At 41.6% G+C, this 24972-nt stretch carries 16 protein-coding genes; 9 read left to right on the top strand and 7 right to left on the bottom strand.

What is annotated here, in order from left to right:
* Positions 1-183: 183 nt before the first annotated feature.
* Both S4054249_RS21005 and S4054249_RS21010 read left to right on the top strand, forming a co-directional pair.
* Positions 184-2028, top strand: a complete 1845-nt coding sequence (locus S4054249_RS21005) for a motility associated factor glycosyltransferase family protein (protein WP_080928304.1) — start codon at positions 184-186, stop codon at positions 2026-2028.
* A gap of 9 nt (positions 2029-2037) precedes the next feature.
* The gene (locus tag S4054249_RS21010; protein ID WP_069949098.1) at positions 2038-3012 is read left to right on the top strand and encodes a hypothetical protein; all 975 of its coding nucleotides are present in this window, start codon (positions 2038-2040) and stop codon (positions 3010-3012) included.
* A 56-nt stretch (positions 3013-3068) separates the two neighbouring features.
* Here S4054249_RS21010 and S4054249_RS21015 read toward each other — a convergent pair whose 3' ends face one another.
* On the bottom strand, positions 3069-3536 hold the full coding sequence (locus S4054249_RS21015) for a DM13 domain-containing protein (protein WP_046356506.1): 468 nt from the start codon (positions 3534-3536) through the stop codon (positions 3069-3071).
* Between the two features lie 659 nt (positions 3537-4195).
* On the opposite strand from S4054249_RS21015, the gene S4054249_RS21020 reads away from it, so the two are divergent.
* From S4054249_RS21020 to S4054249_RS21035, 4 genes are all read left to right on the top strand, one after another.
* Positions 4196-7366 carry a glycosyl hydrolase family 18 protein gene (locus tag S4054249_RS21020; protein ID WP_046356505.1) on the top strand — a complete coding sequence of 1057 codons (3171 nt, stop codon included), beginning with the start codon at positions 4196-4198 and terminating at the stop codon, positions 7364-7366.
* A gap of 66 nt (positions 7367-7432) precedes the next feature.
* Entirely contained in the window at positions 7433-9043 is a 1611-nt protein-coding gene (locus S4054249_RS21025; protein ID WP_046356504.1) for a lytic polysaccharide monooxygenase, read from the top strand.
* Positions 9044-9067: 24 nt separating this feature from the next.
* Positions 9068-11710, top strand: a complete 2643-nt coding sequence (locus tag S4054249_RS21030; protein ID WP_046356503.1) for a glycosyl hydrolase family 18 protein — start codon at positions 9068-9070, stop codon at positions 11708-11710.
* A 76-nt stretch (positions 11711-11786) separates the two neighbouring features.
* A complete protein-coding gene (locus tag S4054249_RS21035) occupies positions 11787-14558 on the top strand; it encodes an Ig-like domain-containing protein (protein WP_046356502.1) in 2772 nt (923 codons plus the stop codon).
* 52 nt (positions 14559-14610) lie between these two features.
* Here the strand turns inward: S4054249_RS21035 and S4054249_RS21040 are convergent, their stop codons facing one another.
* Positions 14611-15801, bottom strand: coding sequence for a DUF418 domain-containing protein (locus S4054249_RS21040; RefSeq protein WP_046356501.1), 1191 nt, complete (start codon positions 15799-15801; stop codon positions 14611-14613).
* A gap of 175 nt (positions 15802-15976) precedes the next feature.
* Here S4054249_RS21040 and S4054249_RS26705 point away from each other — a divergent pair, with 175 nt between their 5' ends.
* Positions 15977-16150 carry a hypothetical protein gene (locus tag S4054249_RS26705; protein WP_155401385.1) on the top strand — a complete coding sequence of 58 codons (174 nt, stop codon included), beginning with the start codon at positions 15977-15979 and terminating at the stop codon, positions 16148-16150.
* 67 nt (positions 16151-16217) lie between these two features.
* Here the strand turns inward: S4054249_RS26705 and S4054249_RS21050 are convergent, their stop codons facing one another.
* Complete coding sequence (locus tag S4054249_RS21050) at positions 16218-17477, bottom strand: alpha/beta hydrolase-fold protein (protein ID WP_046356499.1); 1260 nt, start codon at positions 17475-17477, stop codon at positions 16218-16220.
* A gap of 171 nt (positions 17478-17648) precedes the next feature.
* Here S4054249_RS21050 and S4054249_RS21055 point away from each other — a divergent pair, with 171 nt between their 5' ends.
* Positions 17649-19709 (top strand): winged helix-turn-helix domain-containing protein, encoded by a 2061-nt coding sequence (locus S4054249_RS21055; protein WP_046356498.1) that lies wholly within the window; start codon positions 17649-17651, stop codon positions 19707-19709.
* 84 nt (positions 19710-19793) lie between these two features.
* On the opposite strand, the gene S4054249_RS21060 is transcribed toward S4054249_RS21055, so the two are convergent.
* The 4 genes from S4054249_RS21060 to S4054249_RS21075 form a co-directional block, all read right to left on the bottom strand.
* Positions 19794-20525, bottom strand: coding sequence for a LytR/AlgR family response regulator transcription factor (locus S4054249_RS21060; protein ID WP_046356497.1), 732 nt, complete (start codon positions 20523-20525; stop codon positions 19794-19796).
* The gene (locus S4054249_RS21065; protein ID WP_235611280.1) at positions 20519-21550 is read right to left on the bottom strand and encodes a sensor histidine kinase; all 1032 of its coding nucleotides are present in this window, start codon (positions 21548-21550) and stop codon (positions 20519-20521) included. Before S4054249_RS21065 ends, S4054249_RS21060 begins: the two co-directional genes overlap by 7 nt.
* Before the next feature lie 154 nt (positions 21551-21704).
* The gene (locus tag S4054249_RS21070) at positions 21705-23597 is read right to left on the bottom strand and encodes a serine hydrolase domain-containing protein (protein ID WP_046356496.1); all 1893 of its coding nucleotides are present in this window, start codon (positions 23595-23597) and stop codon (positions 21705-21707) included.
* A 164-nt stretch (positions 23598-23761) separates the two neighbouring features.
* Positions 23762-24325: a TetR/AcrR family transcriptional regulator gene (locus tag S4054249_RS21075; protein WP_046356495.1), complete on the bottom strand. Its 564-nt coding sequence runs from the start codon at positions 24323-24325 to the stop codon at positions 23762-23764.
* Between the two features lie 78 nt (positions 24326-24403).
* Here S4054249_RS21075 and S4054249_RS21080 point away from each other — a divergent pair, with 78 nt between their 5' ends.
* Positions 24404-24937 (top strand): dihydrofolate reductase family protein, encoded by a 534-nt coding sequence (locus S4054249_RS21080; RefSeq protein ID WP_046356494.1) that lies wholly within the window; start codon positions 24404-24406, stop codon positions 24935-24937.
* Positions 24938-24972: the final 35 nt, after the last annotated feature.

Genomic DNA, 24972 nt, shown 5'->3' on the forward strand with positions numbered 1-24972 from the left:
CCACGCAATTGCGTGGCTTTTTTTATAATTATCCTTGCCGAGTTACAATTAATATTTAATTTGTATTTGATTTATATTAATTAAATATCTAATTTTTTACATTTATGGTATTTAATTCTGATTGACGAAAAAATAGTGCTATGGAATGATCCTCTGCTAAATATGCAGGAATATTATTGAAATATGGATATAGTTAGGAAAAATTATCTATTCTTGGAAGATCTCCTTCCTCCTTATCTTTTCAAAAAAATTCAAGGCTTGAGTGAAAAAGAAATCAACGTTTTTCAACAGGAGTTTTATGGCTCAGAAGTGAGGCAGAGTTGTGAGAAACAGGTTTCATTGTTTCTACAACATCCTTCTCACTTACGTATGAATTTTACGACGATAGCGGGCAAAGACTATGCTCATCAGATCAGTATCAATAACTTAAATGCTGCAGCAAAAGAGTTTGGTTGCCAACCAGCATCCAAACCGCAAAGAGGCACTTTGGTCGTATTGGGGATTGGGGCAGGTTTGCATATTAGCAAGTTGTTACACACCATTGCATACAGTGATGTTGTGATAGTTGAGCCAAATGCAGAACAATTTGCAATGGCAAGTAAACATGTTGATTTAGTACAAATTAAGCATGAGTGTGAAAAGAGAGGGGGCTCATTCAGCATTGTATGTACCGATAGCTATGAGTCATTCACAGATGCTTTCAAGCAGCTGATGATGAAAATTGGTTGTCATCTCATTGTCGATATAAGCCTGTATCGACATTATAGTAGCCCTGCATTTGATAGAATTTTTGAGTACTTTAAACAGTGGCGTAATAATTTTGCCAGCATGTGGGGGTACTTAGAAGATGAATTAATGGGGTTAAAGCATAGCCTGACGAATAATCAAAATACAGGTATTAGGAATTACAATAATTTATTAGGCCGCTTTAATGACTTGAATGCAGTGATCGTAGGTAATGGGCCGTCTTTAGATCGTAATATTGAGCATCTAAAGTTAATACACAATCAAGCTATTGTCGTGTCATGCGGCACTTCATTGAGTACGTTGTTGAAAGTTGGGATCATTCCAGATTTCCATATTGAAATGGAAAGAGTGCCAGAAACATACTATTTGAAAGAAAATGAGCTCAATGATCCGAGATTGAATAATACGACATTAATTACATTAAGTACTGTGTACCCAAAACTCATTGAGTGTTTTAAGCATCGAATTGTTTTTGCTAAAGGTAATGATTTAGGTGCTGAAATTTGTGGCGTCACTGATTGTTCGCTTCAGCCCCTCTATCATTGTAACCCTACGGTTACCAACATGGCTGTGGCAGCTTTTCAACGAATGGGTATTAAGCGGCTAATTCTACTCGGTTGTGATTATGGCTATATAGATCCATCTCAGCACCACAGTAAATTGTCTGGATATTTTGATCAGGCGAGTGATCTTTCTTTGGCGAAATTTGATGCAGAACTAAAAGTTCAAGGTAATTTAAGGGATTATGTCTATTCATCTCGTGTTTTCAATGAAGCACGTATTGCGCAAGAGCGGCTCATTAAACTATACCCGTATTTAAAGGTGCTCAATGCGAGTGATGGCGCAATGATCCGAGGAACTGAGACGGTCACTTTTGAAAACTTGTCATTTGAGCCAGTAAAAAAAGATGAAATTTTGCATAAGGTTATCACCTATAATAATGACATTAAAAATGTCGGCACGATAAGTTTAGGTGTCGTTCAGGATGCTGTGAAACATATGCAGAGGCTTCGTCATGACATTGTTGAGGCGTCGTCGACCGTCTCTATTTTAGATGTTATTAATCAATTTGTTTTTACATTATGTAGTAATCAAAACGATAAAATTAGCAAGCTATTACTTAGCGGTACATTAAAGTACATTGTTGCTACAATTTCTAGTCATATCAATCATTTAAATCCTAGTTCTTGGTTGGGTTATGAGCATGTTGTTCGTAAGGAACTTGATTCTATGTGTGAACTAGTAATTGCTAAGCTATCACTCCAAAGCAACGTAAATTAAGGGAAACTAATGAAGTTCAATATAAAAACGGTTCTACCAATTGCTTTAATAGCGGTCCACTCGGGAAAGACTATTGCACAAACTGTTGAGTACTTTAACTCGGAAGAGAAACCTGCACAAGTAAGTACAGGGTATCAAAATCAAGAGTTTAGTAGTCAATTTTATGCAGGCGACTCATTCGGTGCAGGTGACTCATTCGGTGCAGGCGACTCATTCGGTGCCGGCGACTCATTCGGTGCAGGCGACTCATTCGGTGCCGGCGACTCATTCGGTGCCGGCGACTCATTCGGTGCAGGTGACTCATTCGGTGCAGGCGACTCATTCGGTGCAGGCGACTCATTCGGTGCAGGCGATTCATTCGGTGCAGGCGACTCATTTGGTGCAGGCGATTCATTCGGTGCAGGCGATTCATTCGGTGCCGGCGACTCATTTGGTGCGGGCGACTCATTTGGTGCAGGCGATTCATTCGGTGCAGGCGATTCATTCGGTGCGGGCGATTCATTCGGTGCGGGGGATACGAATGCGGCTAGGCCTGATGATTTTGTACCATTTCCGACAAATGAATTAAACCCAGTAGACGGTAATAGAATGCACTTAGGTGTACTGTATATCGAAAAGCGTGACAATGGGTTTAGTGAGTTCCAGAATTATTATAAAGTGTGTGTGAAAGCTGGTAAGCGCCTTGTAGTTGTTTCGAACTCTAGGTATGACAGCATGTATAAAAACATAAACTTTATGGGTAAAGGTTCGTATAAAAAGAGCCCGTTGGGGAACAATGATTTTGCTCGACTAAACCTAACTTTGCAGCACTATTATGAAGACAGAAAAGAGCGAATTTTCTTAGATCGAATAGATACCTCAGCCTACGAATTCCATGGACAGACGAAACGTGGAAAAGAGGTTACAGGTCAAGTCAGAGCATATTTCCAAGGTGTAGATGCATATTTTTACGAAGGTTGTGATTCCCACTTAGGTAGTTACTAACTCGCTGTATATCAGGGGCCAATTAGGCCCCTGAACACAGCTATATAGTCCTTTGCTTACTGATACTTTCCTGCAGTTATGAACTCGCCAAAAGTTTCACACCAGACCACAATGGTCGTAAACTTATCTATATCAATGCCACTTGGCACATCGACAATAAAGCCATTAAAGCTCGACACCATGCTGACAAACTGCATATTATTTTTATGTTGCTCAAACTCAGTTTCATCTTCGACGAACGTTGGTGATAGGTATAACCGATAGTCAGGACCTGGCGCTAGCCTTCCTTCAAACCCGATAGTTCTATCCCCTATAAATACATTGCCTTCACCAAAATGCAAAAAGTCTGAGCCTTTTAGGTTTTTGTTAAACATGGCTGTGAACTTTGCCTGGTTGGCCACAGTTGAGAGCGCAGTCTGTGTGGGGGCCGGTGGGGCCATCATGATGGGTAAAGAGTAAACTCCCAGTGCAAATCCGGCACAAAAAATAAACACAGTAAACAAAACTTTAAACAAAAATCGCATCTTATATATGCTCTAGTAAATGAATGTAACTTAACCTTAGCTTGACCACTCTAGGAGTCAAACAGTTGTATGTTTTATTTGTGTTAACTTAATTGTTAAGGAAAAAATATTCCAAAAAAATGTGTTTTGTAATGATAAGTGATGATTGACATTTGGGGGTGAGGTTGGAGTGGCAAATACAAATTGAAGGTGCTTAATTAATTGTTTGAAAATACTAAAGTATTCTTTTTTAATTGTAATTGTTTCTTTTTTTATTTCTATTCATCAAATCTCAACGTACCGATTAGGTTACTTATGATACAAATAAAAGTATTAGTTTTGTATTTTTTAATAATAAAAATGGTTTATGTTCTGGTTTGTCCTCAGTATATTGTAAATAAAAGTAAACAAAATTGATGTTAATTTGATTAACATTTATTGCTGGTTGTTTGTTGTTTATTTATCAACAAAGCAACCAATATCAATATGTTACGTAATTCATTCTTTTGTCTAAATTTACCTTTTTTCTGGTTCTTTGGTTTGCGTTTTTTAATTTTGACTAATCCCTTGTGGTGGCTTTTTGGATCGGTACAATCTCCGCTGCTCAGTATTACATTAGGTAAATATGTTACTTAATGTAATTTAATAAACAAAAATCATACAAATTAGGAAATAATCAAATGAGCGTGTCAAAATCCTCAAATAAGGTACTGAAGCTTAGTGCCATAACTATGGGTTTGATCAGTGCATCGGCTTTTGCCGAGGTAAACTGTGACAGCCTAGCTAATTGGGAAGCAGGCAAAATTTATGTTGGCGGCAATCAGGTGCAACAAGATAACGTTGCATATAAGGCAAATTGGTGGAACCGTTCTTCACCAAAGCTAAAATCTGGTCAATGGCAAGAATGGACGAAGCTAGGTGAATGCAGCAGTGCAGAGCCAGTCAACCAAGCCCCTTCAATCAAATTACTTAAGCCAATCGCGGATATTACCGTGGCTGAAAATGAAGAAGTAATCATTGATTTTTCAGCCAACGATAGTGACGGTGAAGTGAAGCATGTTGCGGTATACCACAACGATGTATTGGTCAAGGTGTTGAGTCAGGCGCCATACACTTTTTCTTGGCAAGCGAAGCAGGGCAAGCATGAATTCCACGGTGTTGCCTTAGATGACGATGGTGCGACGGCAAAATCTGTCAGTCGAAAAGTGACGGTTGAAGCGTTGCCGCCTAAAGATCAAAATACAGCACCGATTGCACGCTTAGCTGCGCAATTGCCAAGTGAACTAGAAGTCGGTAGCCAGATAGTATTCACTTTGATTGCAAATGATAAAGAGTCAGATAGTTTGACTCAATCACTCTCTGTGAATGGCATCGATTTAGTAAGCACATCACAAAATGAGTTTGAATATACATGGACAGCCACTGCAACAGGTCCACAGACATTTGTCTTAGTCGCTAAAGATGAACACGGACTAGAATCGGAAAAAGTCAGCCGAACTTTTACGGTGAAAGTGAAAGATGATGGCCAAAGTTCACATGACGATTGTCGCCCTGCTGGCTTATACCAAACGCCTGGTGTAACGCCGTCTTACTGTGATATCTATGACAGTGAAGGACGTGAAAAAATGGGCGCCGACCACCCAAGACGTGTGATTGGTTACTTCACAAGTTGGCGCCACGGTAAAAACGATCAACCTAGCTACCTTGTTAAAGACATTCCATGGGACAAGATCACGCATATCAATTACGCGTTTGCACACGTCAATGATAAAAATGAAATAAGCATTGGTAACCCGAATGCAGACGGTAATGCGGCCACTAATATGACTTGGCCGGGTATTGCTGGTGCTGAAATGGATCCTAGCTTGCCGTACAAAGGGCATTTCAACCTGCTGAATAAATACAAAAAGCAATATCCACACGTGAAAACCATGATCTCGGTTGGTGGCTGGGCTGAAACTGGCGGCTATTTCGACGAAACTGGTAAGCGAGTTAATAACGGTGGTTTCTACACAATGACCACTAATGCCGATGGCAGTGTTAACCATGCTGGTATTGCACAGTTTGTTAAAAGCTCAGTTGAGTTCTTGAGAACCTATGGTTTTGATGGCCTAGACGTTGATTATGAATACCCATCATCAATGAAAGACTCAGGTCACCCAGAAGATTTTCCTGTGAGTAATGCAAGACGTGCAGGGCTGAATAAATCATATCAAGTACTGATGAAAGAATTACGTGAAGCGCTTGATAAAGCAGGTGAGCAAGACGATAAACACTATATGTTGACCATTGCTTCTCCGTCATCAGGCTATTTATTACGCGGCATGGAAACCTTCCAAACTGCACAATATCTAGACTTCGTAAATATTATGTCTTACGACTTGCACGGTGCGTGGAACGATCATGTTGGTCATAATGCGCCGCTTTACGATACGGGTAAAGACACAGAGCTTAAGGTGTGGAATGTATACGGCACTAAAGAGTTCGGTGGCATTGGTTATTTGAATACCGACTGGGCGGTGAACTATTTCCGCGGTGCATTGCCAGCGGGACGTATCAACATTGGTATTCCATATTACACTCGTGGTTTCAAAGACGTACGCGGTGGTGAAAATGGTTTGTGGGGTCGTGCACCTTTGCCAAATCAAAGCGACTGTCCAAAAGGCACAGGCATTGGTGAGAAGAACAAGTGTGGTAACGGCGCAATTGGTATTGATAACCTGTGGCATGACATCGAAAACGGTCAAGAAGTGGCTGCCGGCTCCAACCCGCTTTGGCATGCTAAAAACCTTGAGCATGGGATCAATCCAAGTTACTTAGAAGTTTATGGCTTAACACCGGAAACTGATGCAGATGATGTACTGCGCGGTGACTATGTACGTCATTACGATGACGTTGCTGTAGCTCCTTGGCTGTATAACGCCGAGAAAAAAGTATTCTTATCAATGGAAGACACAGAGTCTATGAAAACCAAATTAGACTATGTCGTTGATAAAGGACTAGGCGGTGTTATGTTCTGGGAGCTTGCTGGTGACTTCGATTATCACGCAGATAAAGGCGAGTACTTCATGGGCTCAACAATGACAGCGCTGGCATACAACACATTCAATCAAAGTGGTGTTGCTTATGACAATCATGTTGGTGATAGTGCATTTACAGTACCCACCGAAGCGGTTGATATTGCATTTGCAGCGAAAGACTTCCCGGTGGGTGACCAAAACTACCCAATTCGTCCAACCTTTGCCTTTACTAATAACTCTGAGATAGACCTGACTGGTGCAACGATTACGTTCAACGTACCCACTTCTACCTCTGCTATTTTCAAGTCAAATTGGAATGCACGTAAAAAACTGGGTATGCGTGTAGAGCATGATGCGTCGAATTCTGCTGGCAATAACATCGGTGGTTTTGAAAATGAATTCCATCGTTTTTCAATTACGTTCAAAAATGAGTGGGGCGGTCAGCTTGAATCTTTTGCTCCAGGTGAGACTGTTAACGCGCAGGTTATGTATTACATGCCTATCACCGGTCCTGTGAACTTTGTCGTTGAAAAAGACGGTAAGCAGTACGCATTTGCCTCTGAATATCCTGAACTTCCAGTTGCTAAAAAACACGTACCAAACCCAGGAGATGGCGATAAAAATCCACCAAATGGGCAGCAGTGTGAAGGCGTGAAAATTGAAAATATCAACACGTATCCCAACTGGCCTCGCACCAATTGGGCAGGTGATCCAAGTCATGCTGTCGGCGGCGACATGATGATCCACAACGGCGCTGTTTACAAAGCCAAATGGTGGACAAATGGTACACCAAGTAACGGTGGCGCATGGCAGAAAGTGTGTAGCCTGTAACGGTCATTTTTATTCCCAACCGGAGTGATCTGCGGATCACTCTTACAATCAATAAATGAGAAAACTATGAGACAACAAGTAACCTTATGCGCGCTGGGCGTAGCCATAGGTGTGGGCGTCATTGGTAAAGTGAACGCGCATGGCTATATGGACTTCCCTAAAGCGAGGCAAGCAATCTGTCAGGAGCAAGGTGGATTTTGGTGGCCAAAAGATGGCTCAAAAATCCCTAATGCCGCATGTCGTGCTGCATATGTGAAGTCAGAACACGTGCAATTTATTCAAAAGCATGAGTTTGCAGCAAATACAGCAGATTTTCGTAACCAAGCAGCTGTGGAAGCAAACATCCCAGATGGCACCTTATGTGGCGCAGGCGATAGCCAAAAAGCGGGAATGAACATTCCGTCAACGCAATGGCAGGCAACGGAGATAACACCGAACGCCAATGGCAAAGTGAAAATTCGCTACCGTGCAACGACACCACATAACCCAAGTTTTTGGCAGTTTTATTTAACTAAGCCGGGTACTGATTTTAAGCAAAAACCACTTGCTTGGCATGACTTAGAGCTGGTTCAAGAGCATGGCAATATTGCATTTTTCATGGCACCAGATGGCAAGCGCTATTACGAGATGGAAGTTGCGATCCCAGAAAAGTTCTCAGGTGACGCGATTTTATACAGTCGTTGGCAGCGTGATGATGTGGTGGGTGAAGGCTTTTATAACTGTAGCGATGTGACAATTGTGCGTGACAGTGAGCCAACGCCGACGCCAGATACTTGGTTCCCAGTTGACTATTTTGTTAAGCAAGGTCAAGAGGCAAGTGCAGGAGACACGGTGTGGGTCAGAGTATTCAACGGTAACGGCAATGAGCTTATTCAAGAACGATTTGATGTCACTTCGGCCAACGAAACACAGTGGCACAGTCAGTTTGCATTAAATCTCAGCACACAATTTGCTGACATTGTGCGCATTGGTGTGAAAGACAGCTTGGGTAATATTGAATTTAACACAGAGGCGGTTTCGAGCAACCAAGTCTTTTTATCAGATAAGTCATATAGCTACAACTTATCGGTGATCTCAAAGCCGAAAAATACCGCACCAACAGTGCACACGCCAGCCCCCATCACCATTGATGAGGAGCAGAGTAAGCACTTGCATGTCCATGCATTTGATGATGAGCAGCCAACCCTCAATTTTGATTGGCAGCTACCAAGTGCGCTGAGCTTCACCGGTTCTGGCTCAACCATCACGATTACGGCACCCAAAGTGGACGCTGATACGCGTTTTGACGGCAAAGTGACCGTGTCAGATGGCAGTTTAAGCAAAACAGTACCACTGGTTGTGAATGTTAAAAACATAGATACCGACCCAGGTACACCCGATAAGCCAACAGGTGATACTTGGGAGCCCAGCAAAATCTACACAGCTGGTGATACTGCGGTTTATCAAGGCAAAACTTACCGTGCTAAATGGTGGGTGCGCGGCCAACTACCAACGTCCAGCCATGCATGGGAATTAGTGCCAAGTGGTGATGATTCAAATGGAGGCAATACATCCTGGCAGTCAAGCAAAGCCTATCGTGGTGGTGAAATCGTGACTTTTAACGGTGTGCGTTATCAAGCTCGTTGGTGGACGCGTAATCAGCAACCTGACCAACATTCCGTTTGGAAAAAACTATAAAAATATCATAGAGGTAATTCAAAAATGTTTAAATATTTAACTACTGCTGCAGCTGTCGGTGCAGCACTTGCAAGTGCCGCTGTTGTGGCTGCGCCATCAACACCAAGCATTAACTGGAAACCACAAAATTACTCGTTTGTTGATGTGAATATTTATGGCCGTGGGTCATACAAGCAACTGATCCAAGCCAAAGACGTGGTGGATATTCAAATTGAATGGAATGCATGGTCAGGTAAAGGCGGCAACAGCTATAAAGTGTATTTTGACAATGAAGTGGTGAATGAAGGCACTTTGGCAGAGGGCACAACCGGTGGCACGATCCGTTTTCCATATCACAAGTCTGGTCGTCATGAATTAAGAATCGCATTGTGTGATGCATCAGGCTGTTCAATGTCTGCGTCAAAGCCAATTGTGATTGCCGATACAGACGGTGGCCACTTAGAGCCACTTAAGCTGAATGTGAATCCAAACAACAAAAAGTTCGACACGGATCCCAATACAGTTGTCGGTGCTTATTTTGTTGAATGGGGTATTTATGGCCGTAAGTTCGATGTGACGCAAATTCCGGCGGATAACTTGACCCACTTACTTTATGGATTTATTCCAGTATGTGGTCCAAATGACTCGCTGGCGGAAATCGAAAATGGCAATAGCTTGAGAGCGCTTAAGTTAGCATGTGGTAGCTCAAAAGACTATGAAGTGGTGATCCATGACCCTTGGGCTGCGGTGCAAAAAGCATTACCAGGGATCAGTTCTAAAGATCCAATTCGTGGTACTTACGCTCAATTAATGGCATTGAAGCAGCGTAACCCTGACTTGAAAATTTTACCTTCTGTGGGCGGTTGGACACTTTCAGATCCGTTCTTTGACTTTGATGTGAAAGCAAATCGTGACACCTTTGTGAATTCAATGCGTGAATTCCTCAAAACTTGGAAATTCTACGACGGTATCGATATTGACTGGGAGTTCCCAGGCGGTGACGGTGCAAATCCTGATTTAGGTTCAGACAAAGATGGCGAAGTCTACATCATCCTGATGAAAGAGCTTCGCGAGATGCTTGATGAACTCGAAGTTGAGATGGGCCGTGAGTTTGAACTGACTTCAGCAATTGGTACTGGCTACGACAAAATTGAAGATGTTGACTATCAGCAAGCTGCACAATACATGGATTATATTTTTGCCATGACATATGACTTTGCAGGTGGCTGGAACAATGTAACAGGTCACCAGACTGCGATTTATTGTGGCTCACATATGTCTACGGATGAGTGTAATGGCACGGGTGTAGATGACAAAGGCGAAGCGCGAAAAGGCCCTGCATATACATTGGATAACGCTATTAAGTTGTTGTTAGCACAGGGTGTGCCAAGCGAAAAGTTAGTCGTAGGTACGGCAATGTATGGCCGTGGTTGGGAAGGTGTATACCCTCAAAATGCACAAATTGCTGACAACCCAATGACTGCGCCAGCAAATGGTAAATTACGCGGTTCGACGTCGCAAGGTGTTTGGGAAGCAGGCGTTATCGACTACAAGGGACTAAAAGCACACATGATTGGTCATGATGAGCAAGGTATTAATGGTTTTGAAGTAGGGTACGATGAGCAAGCTGAAGCAGCATATGTCTGGAATCGCCAAAAAGGCACCTTGGTTACCTATGACAGCCCTCGCTCTGTGCGCGCAAAAGGTCGCTATGTACGTGAGCATAATTTAGCGGGTCTATTTGCGTGGGAAATCGATGCAGACAATGGTGACATCCTAAATGCAATGCACGAAGGTCTTGCAGGTAAAGTAACAAACCCAACGCCAGTGAATAAAGCACCTGTAGTGACATTGACGAGCCAGATTACGTTAAATGCGGGCGATATTCATGTTCTAACGGCTCAAGCTATCGATCCTGAAGGAAAAGCACTTAATTTCTCTTGGCAAGGTGATGCGGCTTTAAATCTGCAAAGTGAAAATGACAGCGTTATCGTGACAGCTCCTAGCGTCACAAGTGACTCTGTGTTCACCGTGAACTTGGCTGTCAGTGATGGTGAAAACACCGTAAATCGCACGGTAAAAGTCATTGTTAAAGCACCTGTTGTTGAAAACAAAGCACCAGTAGTTGGCACTATTGCAGCGATCTCACTCGATGAAAACACTAGCAAGTCAATCAGCGTATCAGCAACGGATCCTGAAGGTAAAACACTGAGCTTTACATGGCAATTACCGGGTCACACGATTGTCGGCACAGGTAGTACTGTCACAGTAAAAGCAGGTGAAGTAACAAAAACTGAAACAATTACAGGCACCGTTGTGGTATCTGATGGCGAGCACAGTGTGACGCGTCAGTTTAATGTGACGATTAAGAATGTGGAAACGGATCCAGAGCCAACGCCAGATGATGGCAAGACAACTTGGGATGCAAACAAGGTATACACAGGCGGTAACACGGTTTGGTATAAAGGCGTTCAATATAAAGCACGTTGGTGGACCCGTGGTGCGGTGCCAAGTAATGGGGGCGTATGGGCTGAGATCATTCCTGATGATGGCAAAGTACGTGATTGGCGCAGTGACCTAGTTTATACCGGTGGAGATAAAGTGGTTCACAATGGCGAGACCTACCAAGCTCGCTGGTGGACACGCGGGCAAACTCCGGGCAGCAATTCTGTATGGCGCAAGCTATAACAGGTTAATTAACTGAGTTCATTCTGGTGCATGGATGCACCTTCTTACTATAACAACAAGTACAGAGTAAATATCCATGTTAAAAGCAAAAAAAATAGCACTACTGGTCGCGGCAAGTGTTGGTGTTTTTTCAACGTTCGCGGCATTGGCCAGCGAGCCTGTAAGCCTGCACAACAATGAACAATTAAAAGCAAACATCAAATCGCAGTTGTCACAACATCAAAGCTTTTTTAGAGCAGCGTCAAGTGACGATCAGCAAGATTTAGAGTTTATCACTCACCAAGCAACGCAAGATGGGCGTCATATGCGCCGTAGCCAATATTATAAAGGCGTGCGCGTGTATGGCGGTGAAATTGTCACTCATCATAATGAACAAAACTTTTTAAGTGTTTGGTTTCAACCTGAAGGAGAAATCACGTCAATCAGTGGCTCTGTGGTTCCAAATATCTCGCTTGCTACTGTTAAAGCAAGTATTTCGGACAAGCAAGCCATTGAGTTTGCAAAAGAGCAAATTGCTGAGCTGCTTGCAACATCAGATGAACAAGTAGAGCTAGTAATTTATCCTCACCACGGGAAAGCAAAACTTGCTTATCTAGTGACCTTATTTGCTGAAACTGAGCATGCACCAATGCGCCCTGAATTTGCAATTGATGCACATACAGGTGTGGTGCTGTCGCGCATTGACACACTTAATCACTCAAAAATTGGCATGGGTCCGGGCGGTAATGAGAAAATTGGCAAGCACTATTATGGTGATGATATGCCAAAGTTCCACGCAAAGGAGCTGAATAATGGAAATTGTGAAATGTCTCATACAGATATTCGTGTTATCGATATGGAACATGGCACAACGAATACGCAAACGTATCAGTTCCCATGTCACGAAAATACTCATAAGCATGTAAATGGTGCTTATTCGCCACTTAACGACGCGATGTTTTATGGCCAAGCAACCATAGACATGTTTAATGATTGGTTCGATAGCCGTGCATTGTCGGGCGACCTTGTAATGCGAATTCACTATCGTAAAGATTACTTGAATGCGTTTTGGAATGGTAAAGAAGTCACTTTTGGTGATGGTGATTTAGATAATTACGGCGTTTATCCATTTACGTCTCTAGGGGTTGTTGCCCATGAAATCGGTCATGGTGTGACGCATCAAAACTCTAAATTGGTGTATAGCAATATGTCTGGTGGCGTGAATGAGTCATTTTCAGATATGACTTCTGAAGCACTTGAGTGCTTTATGAATCAAAAACCAGATGGCACCTGTGAGGTCGATTGGCTGATTGGCGCAAGCATATTTAAAAATAGAACGGCACTTCGTTATATGGAGAATCCAGAGCGAGATGGTCGTTCTATCGGTCATGCCAGCAAATTTGAAATAGGCATGGGTGTTCACCACAGTTCGGGTGTATTCAATCGTGCTTTCTATTTACTTGCAAATAGTGAAGGTTGGGGGGTTAAAAAAGCTTATGAAGTGATGCTTCATGCCAATAAAAACTTCTGGGTTTACAATGGTAAGTTTGAATCGCTTGCTTGCGGCGTAACAGATGCTGCGGCTGACTTGGGCTACGATACTAAAGCAGTGGGAGAAGCGTTTAAAGCGGTAGGTGTTTTTGCTTGTACTGAAAATAAAGCGCCGACCATCTCACTTACTAGCCCAGATAGTAATGGACGTTACCTGATAGGCAGTGACGTCACATTTAAAGCCGATGCTAAAGATGAGTATGGAGCGGTCGAGAAGGTCGAGTTCTTCGTCAATGGGGTACTATATAATACCGATCTACAAGCGCCGTTTGAGACTCAATTTAACACAGATAAAACAGGTGTATATACGGTGACAGCCAAAGTGACCGACGATGAAGGTTTGTCAACAGATGCAGCGCCCGTGTCATTTAGCCTGATCGACCCAAGCCAATGCCAAACAGCGCCTTGGCAAGGTGGGAAAGTTTATACCCAAGGTAACAAAGTCGCATTTGATGGCTTTGAATACGAGGCGAAGTGGTGGAACCGAGACCAAAGTCCAGCCAGCAATTCAGGCTCTTGGGGCGTTTGGAAAAAAGGGCTAGAGTGTGGCGGTGTGGCTGATAAGCCAAACCAAGCGCCAAGTCTTTCAGTTACATCACCATCAAGTAATGTAGCGATTGAATTAGGTGAGTCAGTGTCGGTGCGATTTGCTGCCAATGACAGCGATGGAGAGATTGCTAAAGTTGCAGTGAGTGTCAATGGTCAAGCGCTAACTGAGCTAACGCGCACTCCTTATGCATTTAACTATCAACCACTTGAAGTAGGCACCTATCAATTATCAGCGGTTGCATATGATAATGATGAGGCACAATCCACGACTGTGAGTCGTACCATTACGGTAACAAATGCTGAGCCACAGCCAACACCAGAAGCCCCAAGTGTGCGCTTAACGAGCCCTGCAAATGGCAGTACATTTAATGTTGGTGAGCAAGTTGCACTGTCAGTTGTCGCCAGTGACAAAGACAATGATTTAAAGCAAATTACTTACTTTGTGAATGGCAAGCAAGTGGCGGTATCAAGTGTAGCGCCATACAGTGCAAACTTTAAGACCACATCGGCGGGTAGTTACAGTGTATTTGCCATTGCAACGGATGCACAAGGCTTGAGTACACAGTCTTCGACAAATCGCTTTAAAGTGAATGGCAGTAAACCGAGCTGTGATGTACCAGCATGGCAGGCAAGTAGTGTGTATACCTCTGGTAAGCAAGCCAGCCTTGATGGACAGTTATATCAAGCGAAGTGGTGGACTCGTAATCAAAACCCCGCGCAATATTCTAGCCGTTGGGCAGTATGGAAACACCTAGGCGAGTGTAAATAACCTCCTCTTGAATCGACCAAAAGGGCTGGCTTACTGGCCCTTTTTTACATATTTAAAACGCCTTTCTCCACATCATCTCTACCGGCCCTTGTCGAAATTGATTAAGCCACCACAGCCCAAAAGATATTTGCGCAGCTAAAATGACAGCACCAAATACACCAATCAAATAAAATGGCAACGTATTCATCAGTGCTAAGCCATACCCATAAAACAGCATGACGCAGAACGTGGTTTGCATTAAGTACATGGTGAGTGACATACGTCCCAAAGTATTAAGCCCAAGTGCAACCTTGCTGTGGCATTTATCGATGAATTTGACGATGCAAGCAAGGTACGTTAATGCTAAGAGTAGGCAGCCTAGGTGGTAACATACACCTTGCATAAAACCAATTAAGTTAAGAGAAAACGGGCTGCCTGTCATGGCTTTGATAACGGCGTACACTAAATTCAGTAAAAGTCCTGTAAGCGCTAAAAAAGCAATGGCCTGCCACGAAATAACGATGTTGATACGACCCTGTTTCATAAACGTTTTGACAAAATAAATTCCAAGCAAAAATTGTCCTAGAACTTGAAAGGGCCTTCCCGTAATAAGATAAGACATGGGTCTTGGGATCGCGCTATAAATGTTTGCAACAAATACGTCCATAAATTCGGTTGAGGTGCGCATGCTTAGTAAGCTGGTATGCTCATACCCGAGATTTGATTTTAAACTTAGCGCAATCAATTTTAGAGCTGACCAAAAGCTGGTATCTTTGCTGATCATGGCCATAAGGTGAATGAGTAAAGGTATAAACAGGAGCGTGAGGGCGATAAAAAGTAAGCGAGGTGCAGACAAGCGTATAAACCAAGGCAATGTCATGCCTAAAAGGCTATACAAAACAAGAATATCGCCATGCCAGATAAAAAACATGTGGATGAGGCCAATGAACAATAAAACACCCATTCTCCTGCGCCAATACGAAGCAAAATCAGCGCCTTGCTTTTGTTCATGTAATAGCGCAAATCCTGCGCCAAACAATATGGCGAACACGGTATAAAATTTACCCTCAACCAGCCAATCAATAGCAAATAACGTGGCTCTGTCAGCAAAAGGAAGCTGGCTTATTTGCGCATAATTTAATGAATAAAACCCAAAAAAGCTCATTAAATTAGCAAATATGATGCCGCATAAGGCAAAACCGCGAATAGTGTCTAGGAGCGGTATCCGACCATAACTTGGCATAGGTGTGTGTTGCATGACCATGATAGCGTCCTTTATCAATCGGTAATTGTTATGTTATATCAATAAATGAAGAGTATGGCTATATGACGGTTTTTGAATTTGTTTATTTATTAGACGATTGTATAGTGCCTGCTTGTGCAAATTAACGACACACTGTTTTTGCCAATTATGGCTCAACAAAGTAAAGGATATAACTATGAAATTAAAAATGAACAAAAAGAGCGTAAAAAACCTTTCTCAGACAATGGCTTCATTAAATCAAGAAAAAACACGCCAAATAGCAGGGGGCATTTCTGCGATGGGATGTGGGCCAATTTCTGACCCGAACTATTCTTGCCCTGTTTCGATAAATGGTTATAAGTGTAATTAAGCGCGTAAATAGGACCTGACGGAACAGGTCCTCATGGGTTACACACTCATTATATGAGGGGCAGAATTTACTTTTTTGTCAGTGTCTCTATCTTACCCGTTAACCACTCCTTTCTTCTGGTATTTTCAGGAACAGTTAGCTTTAACGCTTTACGATAGAGTGTCAGCGCCTCTTTTTCTTCACCTTGCAGCTCTTTGCTGACGGCGAGTCCAGCGACAGCTGACGCAGAGCTTGGCGAGTGTAATATCCAATAATTAAATAACGCATCAGCTTCACCATAGCGACCTTGAGCTCGTAAGCGCTGAGCGATAGCACGAATACAGGCTGCATTATTGTTTAGGTTTAAGTTGGGGTAGACATCAAACCCCACTTGTTTGCTAAGTATTTGATAATGCGCGAGGATATCTGTCAGTGTTTGATTCCCGTTATTTGTGAACTCGATGAACTTAGCGCCTATATCCCAGTCTTTACGCGGAAATACAAAGCCGATGGCGTTTAATAAGCCGGGCACTATCATGGGGTAGTGACCATAATCATCAATGTGTTCGACTTTTAACTTAAATGTGTTTGAATAAGGGGCGAGCGCTGCTCGAAGCTGTTTGGCAAGCGTGTACCTAACTGGGTTTCTCTCAGCTTCTCGCCTTGCTGACGCGACATAGAGAAAACCGCTTCTGTCGGAGGTCTTCTCGAAGCTTTTAGCGATTGCATCAATCATAGTGGTCTCAGGTGTATAGCCCAATCCCAGTACATCGGTTGCAGCAAATAGGAAATGTGCGTTGAATAGATTAGGCGCTACATTTAAGGTATGCAGACCAAAAGCTGCTGTTGGCGATGCACCGATGAAAATACGGAAATCATTGATGCGGTACTGACTTTTTAAAAATGGAAACAGCTCTTTTTGCAAGTAGTTAATCATGTCCTGCGAGCGTCCTTGTGAAAAGCCTTCCAAGCGGTCTGACTTTTCCCCCTGCCAACCGCTGTTACTTACATACAATTCAGGTCCCCATGCAAACCTATTATGGGAGTGAATGGATACTATAATGGCTTGGGGCATGGAAGCTGTGTCGCCGAGGTGGCTTAAAATACCATTTGTTGCCTCAGAGACTAGCCAACCATCGAGCGTAACAACCAGTGGGTAGGTACGTTTTTCAGATGTGGTGTGATAGTCCGAGGGTAAATACACATCAAAGTTCGGTGTTTCTTTTATATATTTGGAGGAAATACTGAGCGCTTTGCCAACGATAAGTGGTGTTTCTGTGATTGGTTTTACGCTAGCTTGTGTACAAAAAGTCGCGATGAAAATTAATATGTACCATACAAATTGCATGTTACGCTCCTGAATTATTATTGTGATATTTGAGGCTACAGTGTGACAAACTGAGCAAGGGAAACATGAAATCGACCTGAAATTTTCTTGATATCTTTATGAAATTATTACTTATTTGTGTTTTACTATGGGTATATGTGAGCACCGATAAGAAAAGCTAGGCTAAAATACGTGCGACAAAAAATAATAATAAACGAGCGAGTTATTGATACCGCGAGAAATCAAATCACCTATAAAAACCAACCGCAGATCTTGCCGCCTAAAGTGATTGCGGTTTTATATTGCTTGGCCAAAAGACAGGGGCAAGTGGTCAGCCATGATGAGATGATTGACGAGGTTTGGAACAGCGTCGTTGTGTCACCTAATTCGCTACAGCGTGCTATTGCTGAACTGCGAAAGGCACTTGGCGATGACGGTAAAGCGCAGGCCATCATTAAAACGCACTCAAAGCAAGGCTATAGCTTAGAAGCTGAAGTTTTATGGAGCGAACAACAAACCAAGCCAGTAATAAAGGCGCATACACATGCCAAGAAAGCCACAAAGCCTGTACTTTTTTTGGCAATCGTATTGTTTATGCTCAGCTTGATTGGTGTGTTTTATTTTGCAAAGCCGCAGAGCGAAGCGCCCGAGTTTACACAGTTAACTTCTTTGACTGCAAGTGATGTACAAGAAGGCGCGGGGGTATTTTCACCTGATGGTAAATACTTGGTATTTTACCGTCACCTGACGTATTGCGAGAGTGAGCTGTGGGCTAAAAATCTTGCAAGTGAGCAATCAATGAAGCTGACACTGAGCGGGGCTAAATTCACGGGGTTCACGTTTTCACGAGATGGAGAAAAGCTGGGTTTTTTGCAAAACCGAGCATGTGAGCACGAGCCCATTGAATACCAAAGCACTGAAAAAAATTGCTGGGATTTGGTGGCAATCAATTTTGCTGAAGCCTTGAAAAGTCCGCAAACACCTCATGTACTAAAAGCATGTAAGCCGACCAAAATGTATCACCCACAGTGGTTAACTGAAGGTTCATTTGCCACACTTGAACTGCAAAACAATCAGTTACGTGTTGCGTTGCACAATATAAATAACCATCAAGTCGCCACGCTGTTTGAAGATAAAAACTTACATTTGTATGTATTAAGGTATTCACCCACTCATCAATTATTGGCCGTGATAGGGTTTAACAAAGAAGGTGGGCAAGTATTGAGCTTGCTAAAACCCACCGGTGAGCTTGTGGCGCAAAATATCATTGATTTTCCCGCGTCATTTGATGGCAGTTCACGTATTTATCCCAATTTTGACCCTGATTCAAAAAGGCTGCTTTATGGTAGTGGTAAATCCTTGTTTGAACTGGACTTTGATGGCAGTGTAAAGCCTATCACTTTACCCCTTTATCAGGATATTTATAGTATTAATTTTCACCCACATAGCAATGTGATAGTTGGCACTTATGGTACTTACGATTCGGACTTAATTACTATGCCTTATGTTGATGGCCAAGTGCTGGGTGAGTCAAAACCCAGTGTTCGCTCTATAAGGCGAGAAGAACAAGGGAAATGGAGTCAAAACACGGCACACCTCGCATTTATCTCTGAGCGTTCAGGAAGAAAACAAGTTTGGTTGTCGAGTGGAGGAGAGCCAAGGCGATTGACACAATTTAATGGTGCTGAATATCCATTGTCTGTGGAGTGGCGCGCTAATGAAAATAAGTTATATGTTGCGACTAACCAAGGGCTGTACCTCTATGACTTAACTGGAAATTATGAAAGCTTGTTATCTGGGCACAGGTTAGTCGGTGTATATCAGTCGAACCTGCCTACGCATACTTTATTGGCTTATGAGGAAGAGGCAATAGTACACCTATCAACTCGAAATGAAGACGGGGAAATTGAGGATTTGCTTAAAGTAGCAATACAAGATGCAGTGCTATTGAAGCCTCATGAGCTAGTTTATCAAGATTCAAATGGTCAATTTTGGCATTTAAATCAGGGCCAAGTGGTGGCTTTGGCGCTATTAAATCAGCATACGCATAAGGCCGGCTTTGTTGAGCGAGATGGTCGTCTATATGGGCTGACAAAAGGTAATTTGTTGTGGCGTTATAATTTAAAAGAACATGCCTACCAAGTGCTTAAGCAAGTCGATAACGGTATTACGTCGATTTCAGATATCAGTGACACTCAGTGGTTGTTTGTTAAGCGCATCTCTCAGAAAAAAGAAATTGTGCTGATTGAATAGCATCCGCTTTTTAGACATTGTTAAATAGGTGTACAAGATGAAATAAGTTTCCAGCATAAGTTGAGAAAAAAGAGTTTCTTAAAATTAGAAACCTAATTTAGCCTTCATTATTTGTAAGTTGCGCCTAGAAACTGAAATTGAGGTGCAATGATTAAGCGTTACTTCACATGTGTCACCAACTCCTAAATCAGTGTTAGTCACTGAGTTTAGATTTATGATCTGTTGGCGGTTCGCTTGAAAAAAGTCTGATTCAGGTAAGCGTTTTAATACACTGTTCAGTGGTTTTTTTATATACGCATTTTTATTAGAAAAGAAAACTCGTGTGTAGTTTTTACAGCTTTCAAAATAATCAATCTCTTTTATCGGAAGTAAATAACATTGCCCACCATCTTTAATAAATACTTTACTTTGCATAGTCATGGTCGCAATTTCTGGCTCTTGAAAAGTTTCAGAAGGTGTCTCCACGTCTGATGCTGTCAATTTGGTAATAGCATCACATAACCGAGATTTATTAATTGGCTTTAATAAGTAATCAACAACGTTATAATCAAATGACCTCAATGCATGCTCATTGTAAGCTGTTGTAAAAATAACTTTTGGAGAATAATCTAACTGTTCTAGTAAATCGAAGCCACTCTCTCCAGGCATATGGATATCTAAAAAGAGTACTTCAGGCCTAAAGCTTTTGACCAACTCTAATGCATTAGCAACACAATCTGCACTACCAATAACGTCTATTTCTGTGTAGGGCTCCAGTAAACGCATCAAGCCATTGCGGGCTAACCTCGAATCTTCAATAACAACTGCTGTTAACATGTCACTTCCTTAGGCAAAGTTAAAGTCGCGATAAATTGCTTATCGTTAAGCTGTGTTTCAAGGGAGCCTGTAGGGCCATAAAGTAGTGATAACCGCTCTCTAATATTTGCTAGGCCAATCTGCGTGCTAGTTGTTGTAGTATTGATATCTTTAGGGATTGTATTAGACAGTCGAAGAATTAAATTTTGTTTCGATTGAGTAATTGATAAGTTGATTTTCCCAGCAGTTTTTGAGCTTTCTATGCCGTACTTAACTGCATTTTCAGCCAATAGCTGTAGCATCATTGGCGGTACTTGATATTCTGATAGGCCACTCTGAATCTCAGTATAATAAATTAATTTTTCTTCGTACTGTATTTTGATTAGTTGCATGTATTTATTTAGCATTTGAATCTCACTGTTAAGAGATACTTTATCTTGTTGTGTAATTTCCAGTGCATAACGTAACAGCTCGGACAAAGTGACCATCATATCATCGGCCGTTTCGACTGACTCGGCTATCATAAAGCGAATGTTGTTTAATGTATTAAACAAAAAATGAGGGTTTAGTTGCGTGTTTAAATTTTCTAATTGTGCAGACTTTAGTGAGTTTTCAAATTGCAAGCTTTGTAGCTTTGCAGATATTGCTCTTTTTTGGTGAGTAATACTTGTATAAATAAAAATCCAAGAGCAAATAAATAATTGAGTTTGTAAGCATTGCCTTAACATAAAGCTGGATGTGTACGCATTAATCAATGACACATTTTCACCAATATAGCGAAGATAAATAGAGTTATAAAAATCGACGTAATAGCAGACTGTAACTATCGAAAAAGTAACTAAAATAGATAACACTGTTCCTGCGATTAATAATCTGGGTATTTGTTTTTGATATTGTACTGAGATCCAATCACGATTGTTGAATATATATCTAAATATGAGAGTAGAAATAGTAAAGAAAAAGGCAAACAGCATAGATACTTTTAAAACATGCATATTAATTTTCCCATGCTCGATACTGGTGATCAAATCAACACTAATGATCATAATGAGTGCGGAAAAATGATATAACCAAAAAATAGATGTTCGTGGGAAAAAGTACATAGAAAGCGCCTGTAATTAGTTTTTATAGTTGTTTTTGTTTAAAGCCAGACTTGTGAGTGCAAGTTTGGGCGAATTTACGCCCATATCAATGAGTGCTTTAAGATGCCAATTGGACACCTATTAATTTATAACCTATTAAAAATAAAGATAAAAAACAGTGAGATGCTACTATACTAGCCAAGTAATAATTTATAAAGCTTTTGATGCTTTTTTTCCACTGGCATAAACAAAAAGCTGCCGCAGCAAAACCGAATAGGGGATATAATATTGAGCAAACTTGCACTAGAGGTGAAACCCAACTCATATTATTTAGTAACATATAGTCACTTAACAGTATAAAAGGAAGCGCTGTAAGCGTAACGATGAAAGAGGCAGAAAGTGCTAACGCTTTCCAAATTATAAAGGCCGATTTTGGCTTACCTAATAGTTTTTTTACTACACTAACTAGTAAGGAACAAACCAGACATAGTACGCTAGAAAGCACAATAATCACGCTTAAAGCGAGTGATACTAACTTTGCATAGAATACCCATGCTGGTGTCTTTTTGTATATTTTAGAGTTGCGAACGAGCACATTTCCTGCAATTGGATCTTCTGCAAAAGCAACTTGTGCTGCACCATATTTGTTATAAAGTATAGGCTGCTCATCTTGTTGAAAATAGTTTAATTGATAGCCTCCTAATAGCCATTTAAATGATAGTTGCTCTTTGTGAGTCGTTACAATCACGGCATTGCTAAAATAGGCGACGATATCGCCTAAACTCATACTTGTATTAAGTTGCGTGTATAGGCCACTGGCGTTGGAAAAATGATAACTCAAAGGTAAATTTGGCTCATGATTCACTTTTTCTGGTAGTTGTAAGTATTCAGTGATTAACTCTTTTACTTTTCGGTATGCTGGGCCATTTTGTTTTGTCATGGCAATAGCAAAACCCACTTGTAACTGAGGCTGGTATCTAAAAGTACTCACTACCCCTGGAAGCCCGCCGTTGTGACCGTAGAGTGTTTGTCCCTTAATTATGTCTTTACTGTGTGAAAACCCTTTAAATGATTTTAAACCTAGACTAACTCCTAATTCTGTTTCTATTTTTTGCATTCGAGATACTGATGCGGGAGAGAGCACTCCGGATTGTTCAGGTTGCAAAAATAGCATAAGTAGTTTTGATATATCTTGCATTGAAGCTGTTAAAGAAGAGGCAGGTCGTGTTGCCATATATTCGTAGCCTACAGGAAGGTTATTGTTTAAGTAGGGTATTGCGCCTAATTCATTCCAGTTCTTAGGTTTAAGTAATGAGCTATTTTTCATTGATAGTGGCGAAAATATATATTCATTAACATAGTCCGAAAAACGCATGCCTGTTAAAACTTCAACTACTCTCGCGGCAACGGTTGGCCCTGTATTACTATATGCTACTCTCGTGCCTGGTGCCCAGCGGCTTGTTCGGCTTTCAGGGTAAAGCGTTAACACTTGCTCAAGTGATATGGAGTCATCATTTAGCGCTTTTTGCTCCGCCACGTGACTGTCCCAGCCTGTGGTATGCTCTAATAAGTGCTGAACTTGGATTGGGTGGGTTTTATGCCATTTGTTTTTAAATTGAATACTCGGTGCAATATCTTTTAATCTGTCATCAAGTGCTAGTAGGCCTTTGGATTGCAGTTGTAAAATTGCAATACCGGGCAGTAATTTGGTGACAGAACCAAATCTAAATAAGTGTCTATCAGTGGCTAGCTCATTTGTTTCTTTGTTGGCGTAGCCAAAGCCTTGAGTAATCGGAGATTGCCCTTGCTGAACAATTGCGACACCTATAGCGGGTATGTTGTGCACAGTTCGTACTTGTTCAATGTCTGTTAGTAATTGCGATAAGCGATTGTCGCCTTCATTATGGTCTAGATTTACATTGGCATTGGCACATGGGCCTGTGAGCAACAATGCCGTGGCCATAGTGATAGATATGGTTTTTATGTGATTTATTAGTTTCATTCTTTTCATGGCATTTTCCTTTTTTTGTTATTGTAAGTACTTGGTTATATTGAGTATGGGAAAGGTGCCAAGCGGGTGGCTGTCTAGTTAAGCGGTCTTAAAATAGAAGTGAGCGGTTAAGCTTGCTTACATCAGTCACTTATTTTTTAAAAAGTGTATTAAAGTCATAGGACTCATGATTTTAAGTGTTGGTAGTAGTGGCAAATAAATGCCAGCTGTTTGTCAATGCCATCAATTTTCAGTGTGTTCCCTTTGTCGCAGCTCATAGCCAGTGAAAACCCATGGAGGTAGTCTACTAACAGATGTAAGAAAACTTCAGACTGGCTGCTATCTAGTTCTAAGACACTGATAATTTGCTCAAACCGGCTAATAAAGACCTCTGCGGGGCTGTCAGATTTCATGCTCAGTAAAGTGTGTAATAGTCCATCATACTGGCTCAGTATCGCAAGGTAACTTTTGCATAGGGCACTGAGCTCCTGTTGCCAATCTTCTGTGTTTTGCGGTGTATAAATATCTTCAATTAGCGAGGTGGTAATGGCTTTTAACAAGGTATCTTTGTTTTTAAAGTAATGGTAAATCGCCATCGCATCGACCCCAAGTTGTGCTGATAGCTTGCGGATACTGGGAATATTACCTGTTGTTGCCATCAAGTTTTTTGCGGCACGAATGATAGCTGCTTTACTTAGTGCACTTTGGGATTTTTGGGGACGGCCGCGTTTTTTGGCTGTATTGCTCATTATGAATTCTTAATTTGATTTATATATTCTACATCGTAGAATAATGGAGTTATTATTTAAATCAACTATGAGGATGTCATGGCGAACATCGTATTTATTGCAACAAGCTTGGACGGTTATATTGCAGATAAAAACAACGCAATTGAGTGGCTACATTCAATTCCTGGCACCCAAGAACTGGATTTGGGGTATGACAATCACATTGCTGCCATTGACGGGTTAGTGATGGGCAGAAATACTTTTGAGTTAGTTTGCGGCTTTGATTGCGATTGGCCTTATACAAAGCCGGTGTTTGTTTTGAGCAATACCATGCAGTGTGTTCCCTCAGGTTATGAAGACAAAGTAAAGCTAGTCAGTGGAGGGTTGCTCCAGTTGGTAGATAAATTGAATGCGCAAGGGTTTTTAGATTTGTATATAGACGGTGGCGTTACAATTCAAAGCTTTTTAAAATCAGACTTGATTGACAAGATGATCATTACAACTATTCCTATCATATTGGGGGGCGGGGTGAGTCTATTCGGTGAGTTAGCCGAGCCACTTCATTTCAGTTGCACAGAAAGTGAATTGTTTGAAAATGGCATATGCCAAAATACGTTTGTCAGAAAGCGGTAGTTTATATCAAACTCTTAAAGTGGGTTACTCGCTTT

Origin of the sequence: Pseudoalteromonas luteoviolacea, from assembly GCF_001750165.1 — a bacterium.
Lineage (GTDB): Bacteria > Pseudomonadota > Gammaproteobacteria > Enterobacterales > Alteromonadaceae > Pseudoalteromonas > Pseudoalteromonas luteoviolacea_G.

Coding starts and splice junctions, on each gene's coding strand:
- S4054249_RS21080 (WP_046356494.1), top strand. CDS start 24,404: ATGGCGAACATCGTATTTATTGCAACAAGCTTGGACGGTTATATTGCA.
- S4054249_RS21075 (WP_046356495.1), bottom strand. CDS start 24,325: ATGAGCAATACAGCCAAAAAACGCGGCCGTCCCCAAAAATCCCAAAGT.
- S4054249_RS21025 (WP_046356504.1), top strand. CDS start 7,433: ATGAGACAACAAGTAACCTTATGCGCGCTGGGCGTAGCCATAGGTGTG.
- S4054249_RS21020 (WP_046356505.1), top strand. CDS start 4,196: ATGAGCGTGTCAAAATCCTCAAATAAGGTACTGAAGCTTAGTGCCATA.
- S4054249_RS21065 (WP_235611280.1), bottom strand. CDS start 21,550: ATGATCATTAGTGTTGATTTGATCACCAGTATCGAGCATGGGAAAATT.
- S4054249_RS21010 (WP_069949098.1), top strand. CDS start 2,038: ATGAAGTTCAATATAAAAACGGTTCTACCAATTGCTTTAATAGCGGTC.
- S4054249_RS21015 (WP_046356506.1), bottom strand. CDS start 3,536: ATGCGATTTTTGTTTAAAGTTTTGTTTACTGTGTTTATTTTTTGTGCC.
- S4054249_RS26705 (WP_155401385.1), top strand. CDS start 15,977: ATGAAATTAAAAATGAACAAAAAGAGCGTAAAAAACCTTTCTCAGACA.
- S4054249_RS21040 (WP_046356501.1), bottom strand. CDS start 15,801: ATGGTCATGCAACACACACCTATGCCAAGTTATGGTCGGATACCGCTC.
- S4054249_RS21030 (WP_046356503.1), top strand. CDS start 9,068: ATGTTTAAATATTTAACTACTGCTGCAGCTGTCGGTGCAGCACTTGCA.
- S4054249_RS21005 (WP_080928304.1), top strand. CDS start 184: ATGGATATAGTTAGGAAAAATTATCTATTCTTGGAAGATCTCCTTCCT.
- S4054249_RS21035 (WP_046356502.1), top strand. CDS start 11,787: ATGTTAAAAGCAAAAAAAATAGCACTACTGGTCGCGGCAAGTGTTGGT.
- S4054249_RS21050 (WP_046356499.1), bottom strand. CDS start 17,477: ATGCAATTTGTATGGTACATATTAATTTTCATCGCGACTTTTTGTACA.
- S4054249_RS21060 (WP_046356497.1), bottom strand. CDS start 20,525: ATGTTAACAGCAGTTGTTATTGAAGATTCGAGGTTAGCCCGCAATGGC.
- S4054249_RS21070 (WP_046356496.1), bottom strand. CDS start 23,597: ATGAAAAGAATGAAACTAATAAATCACATAAAAACCATATCTATCACT.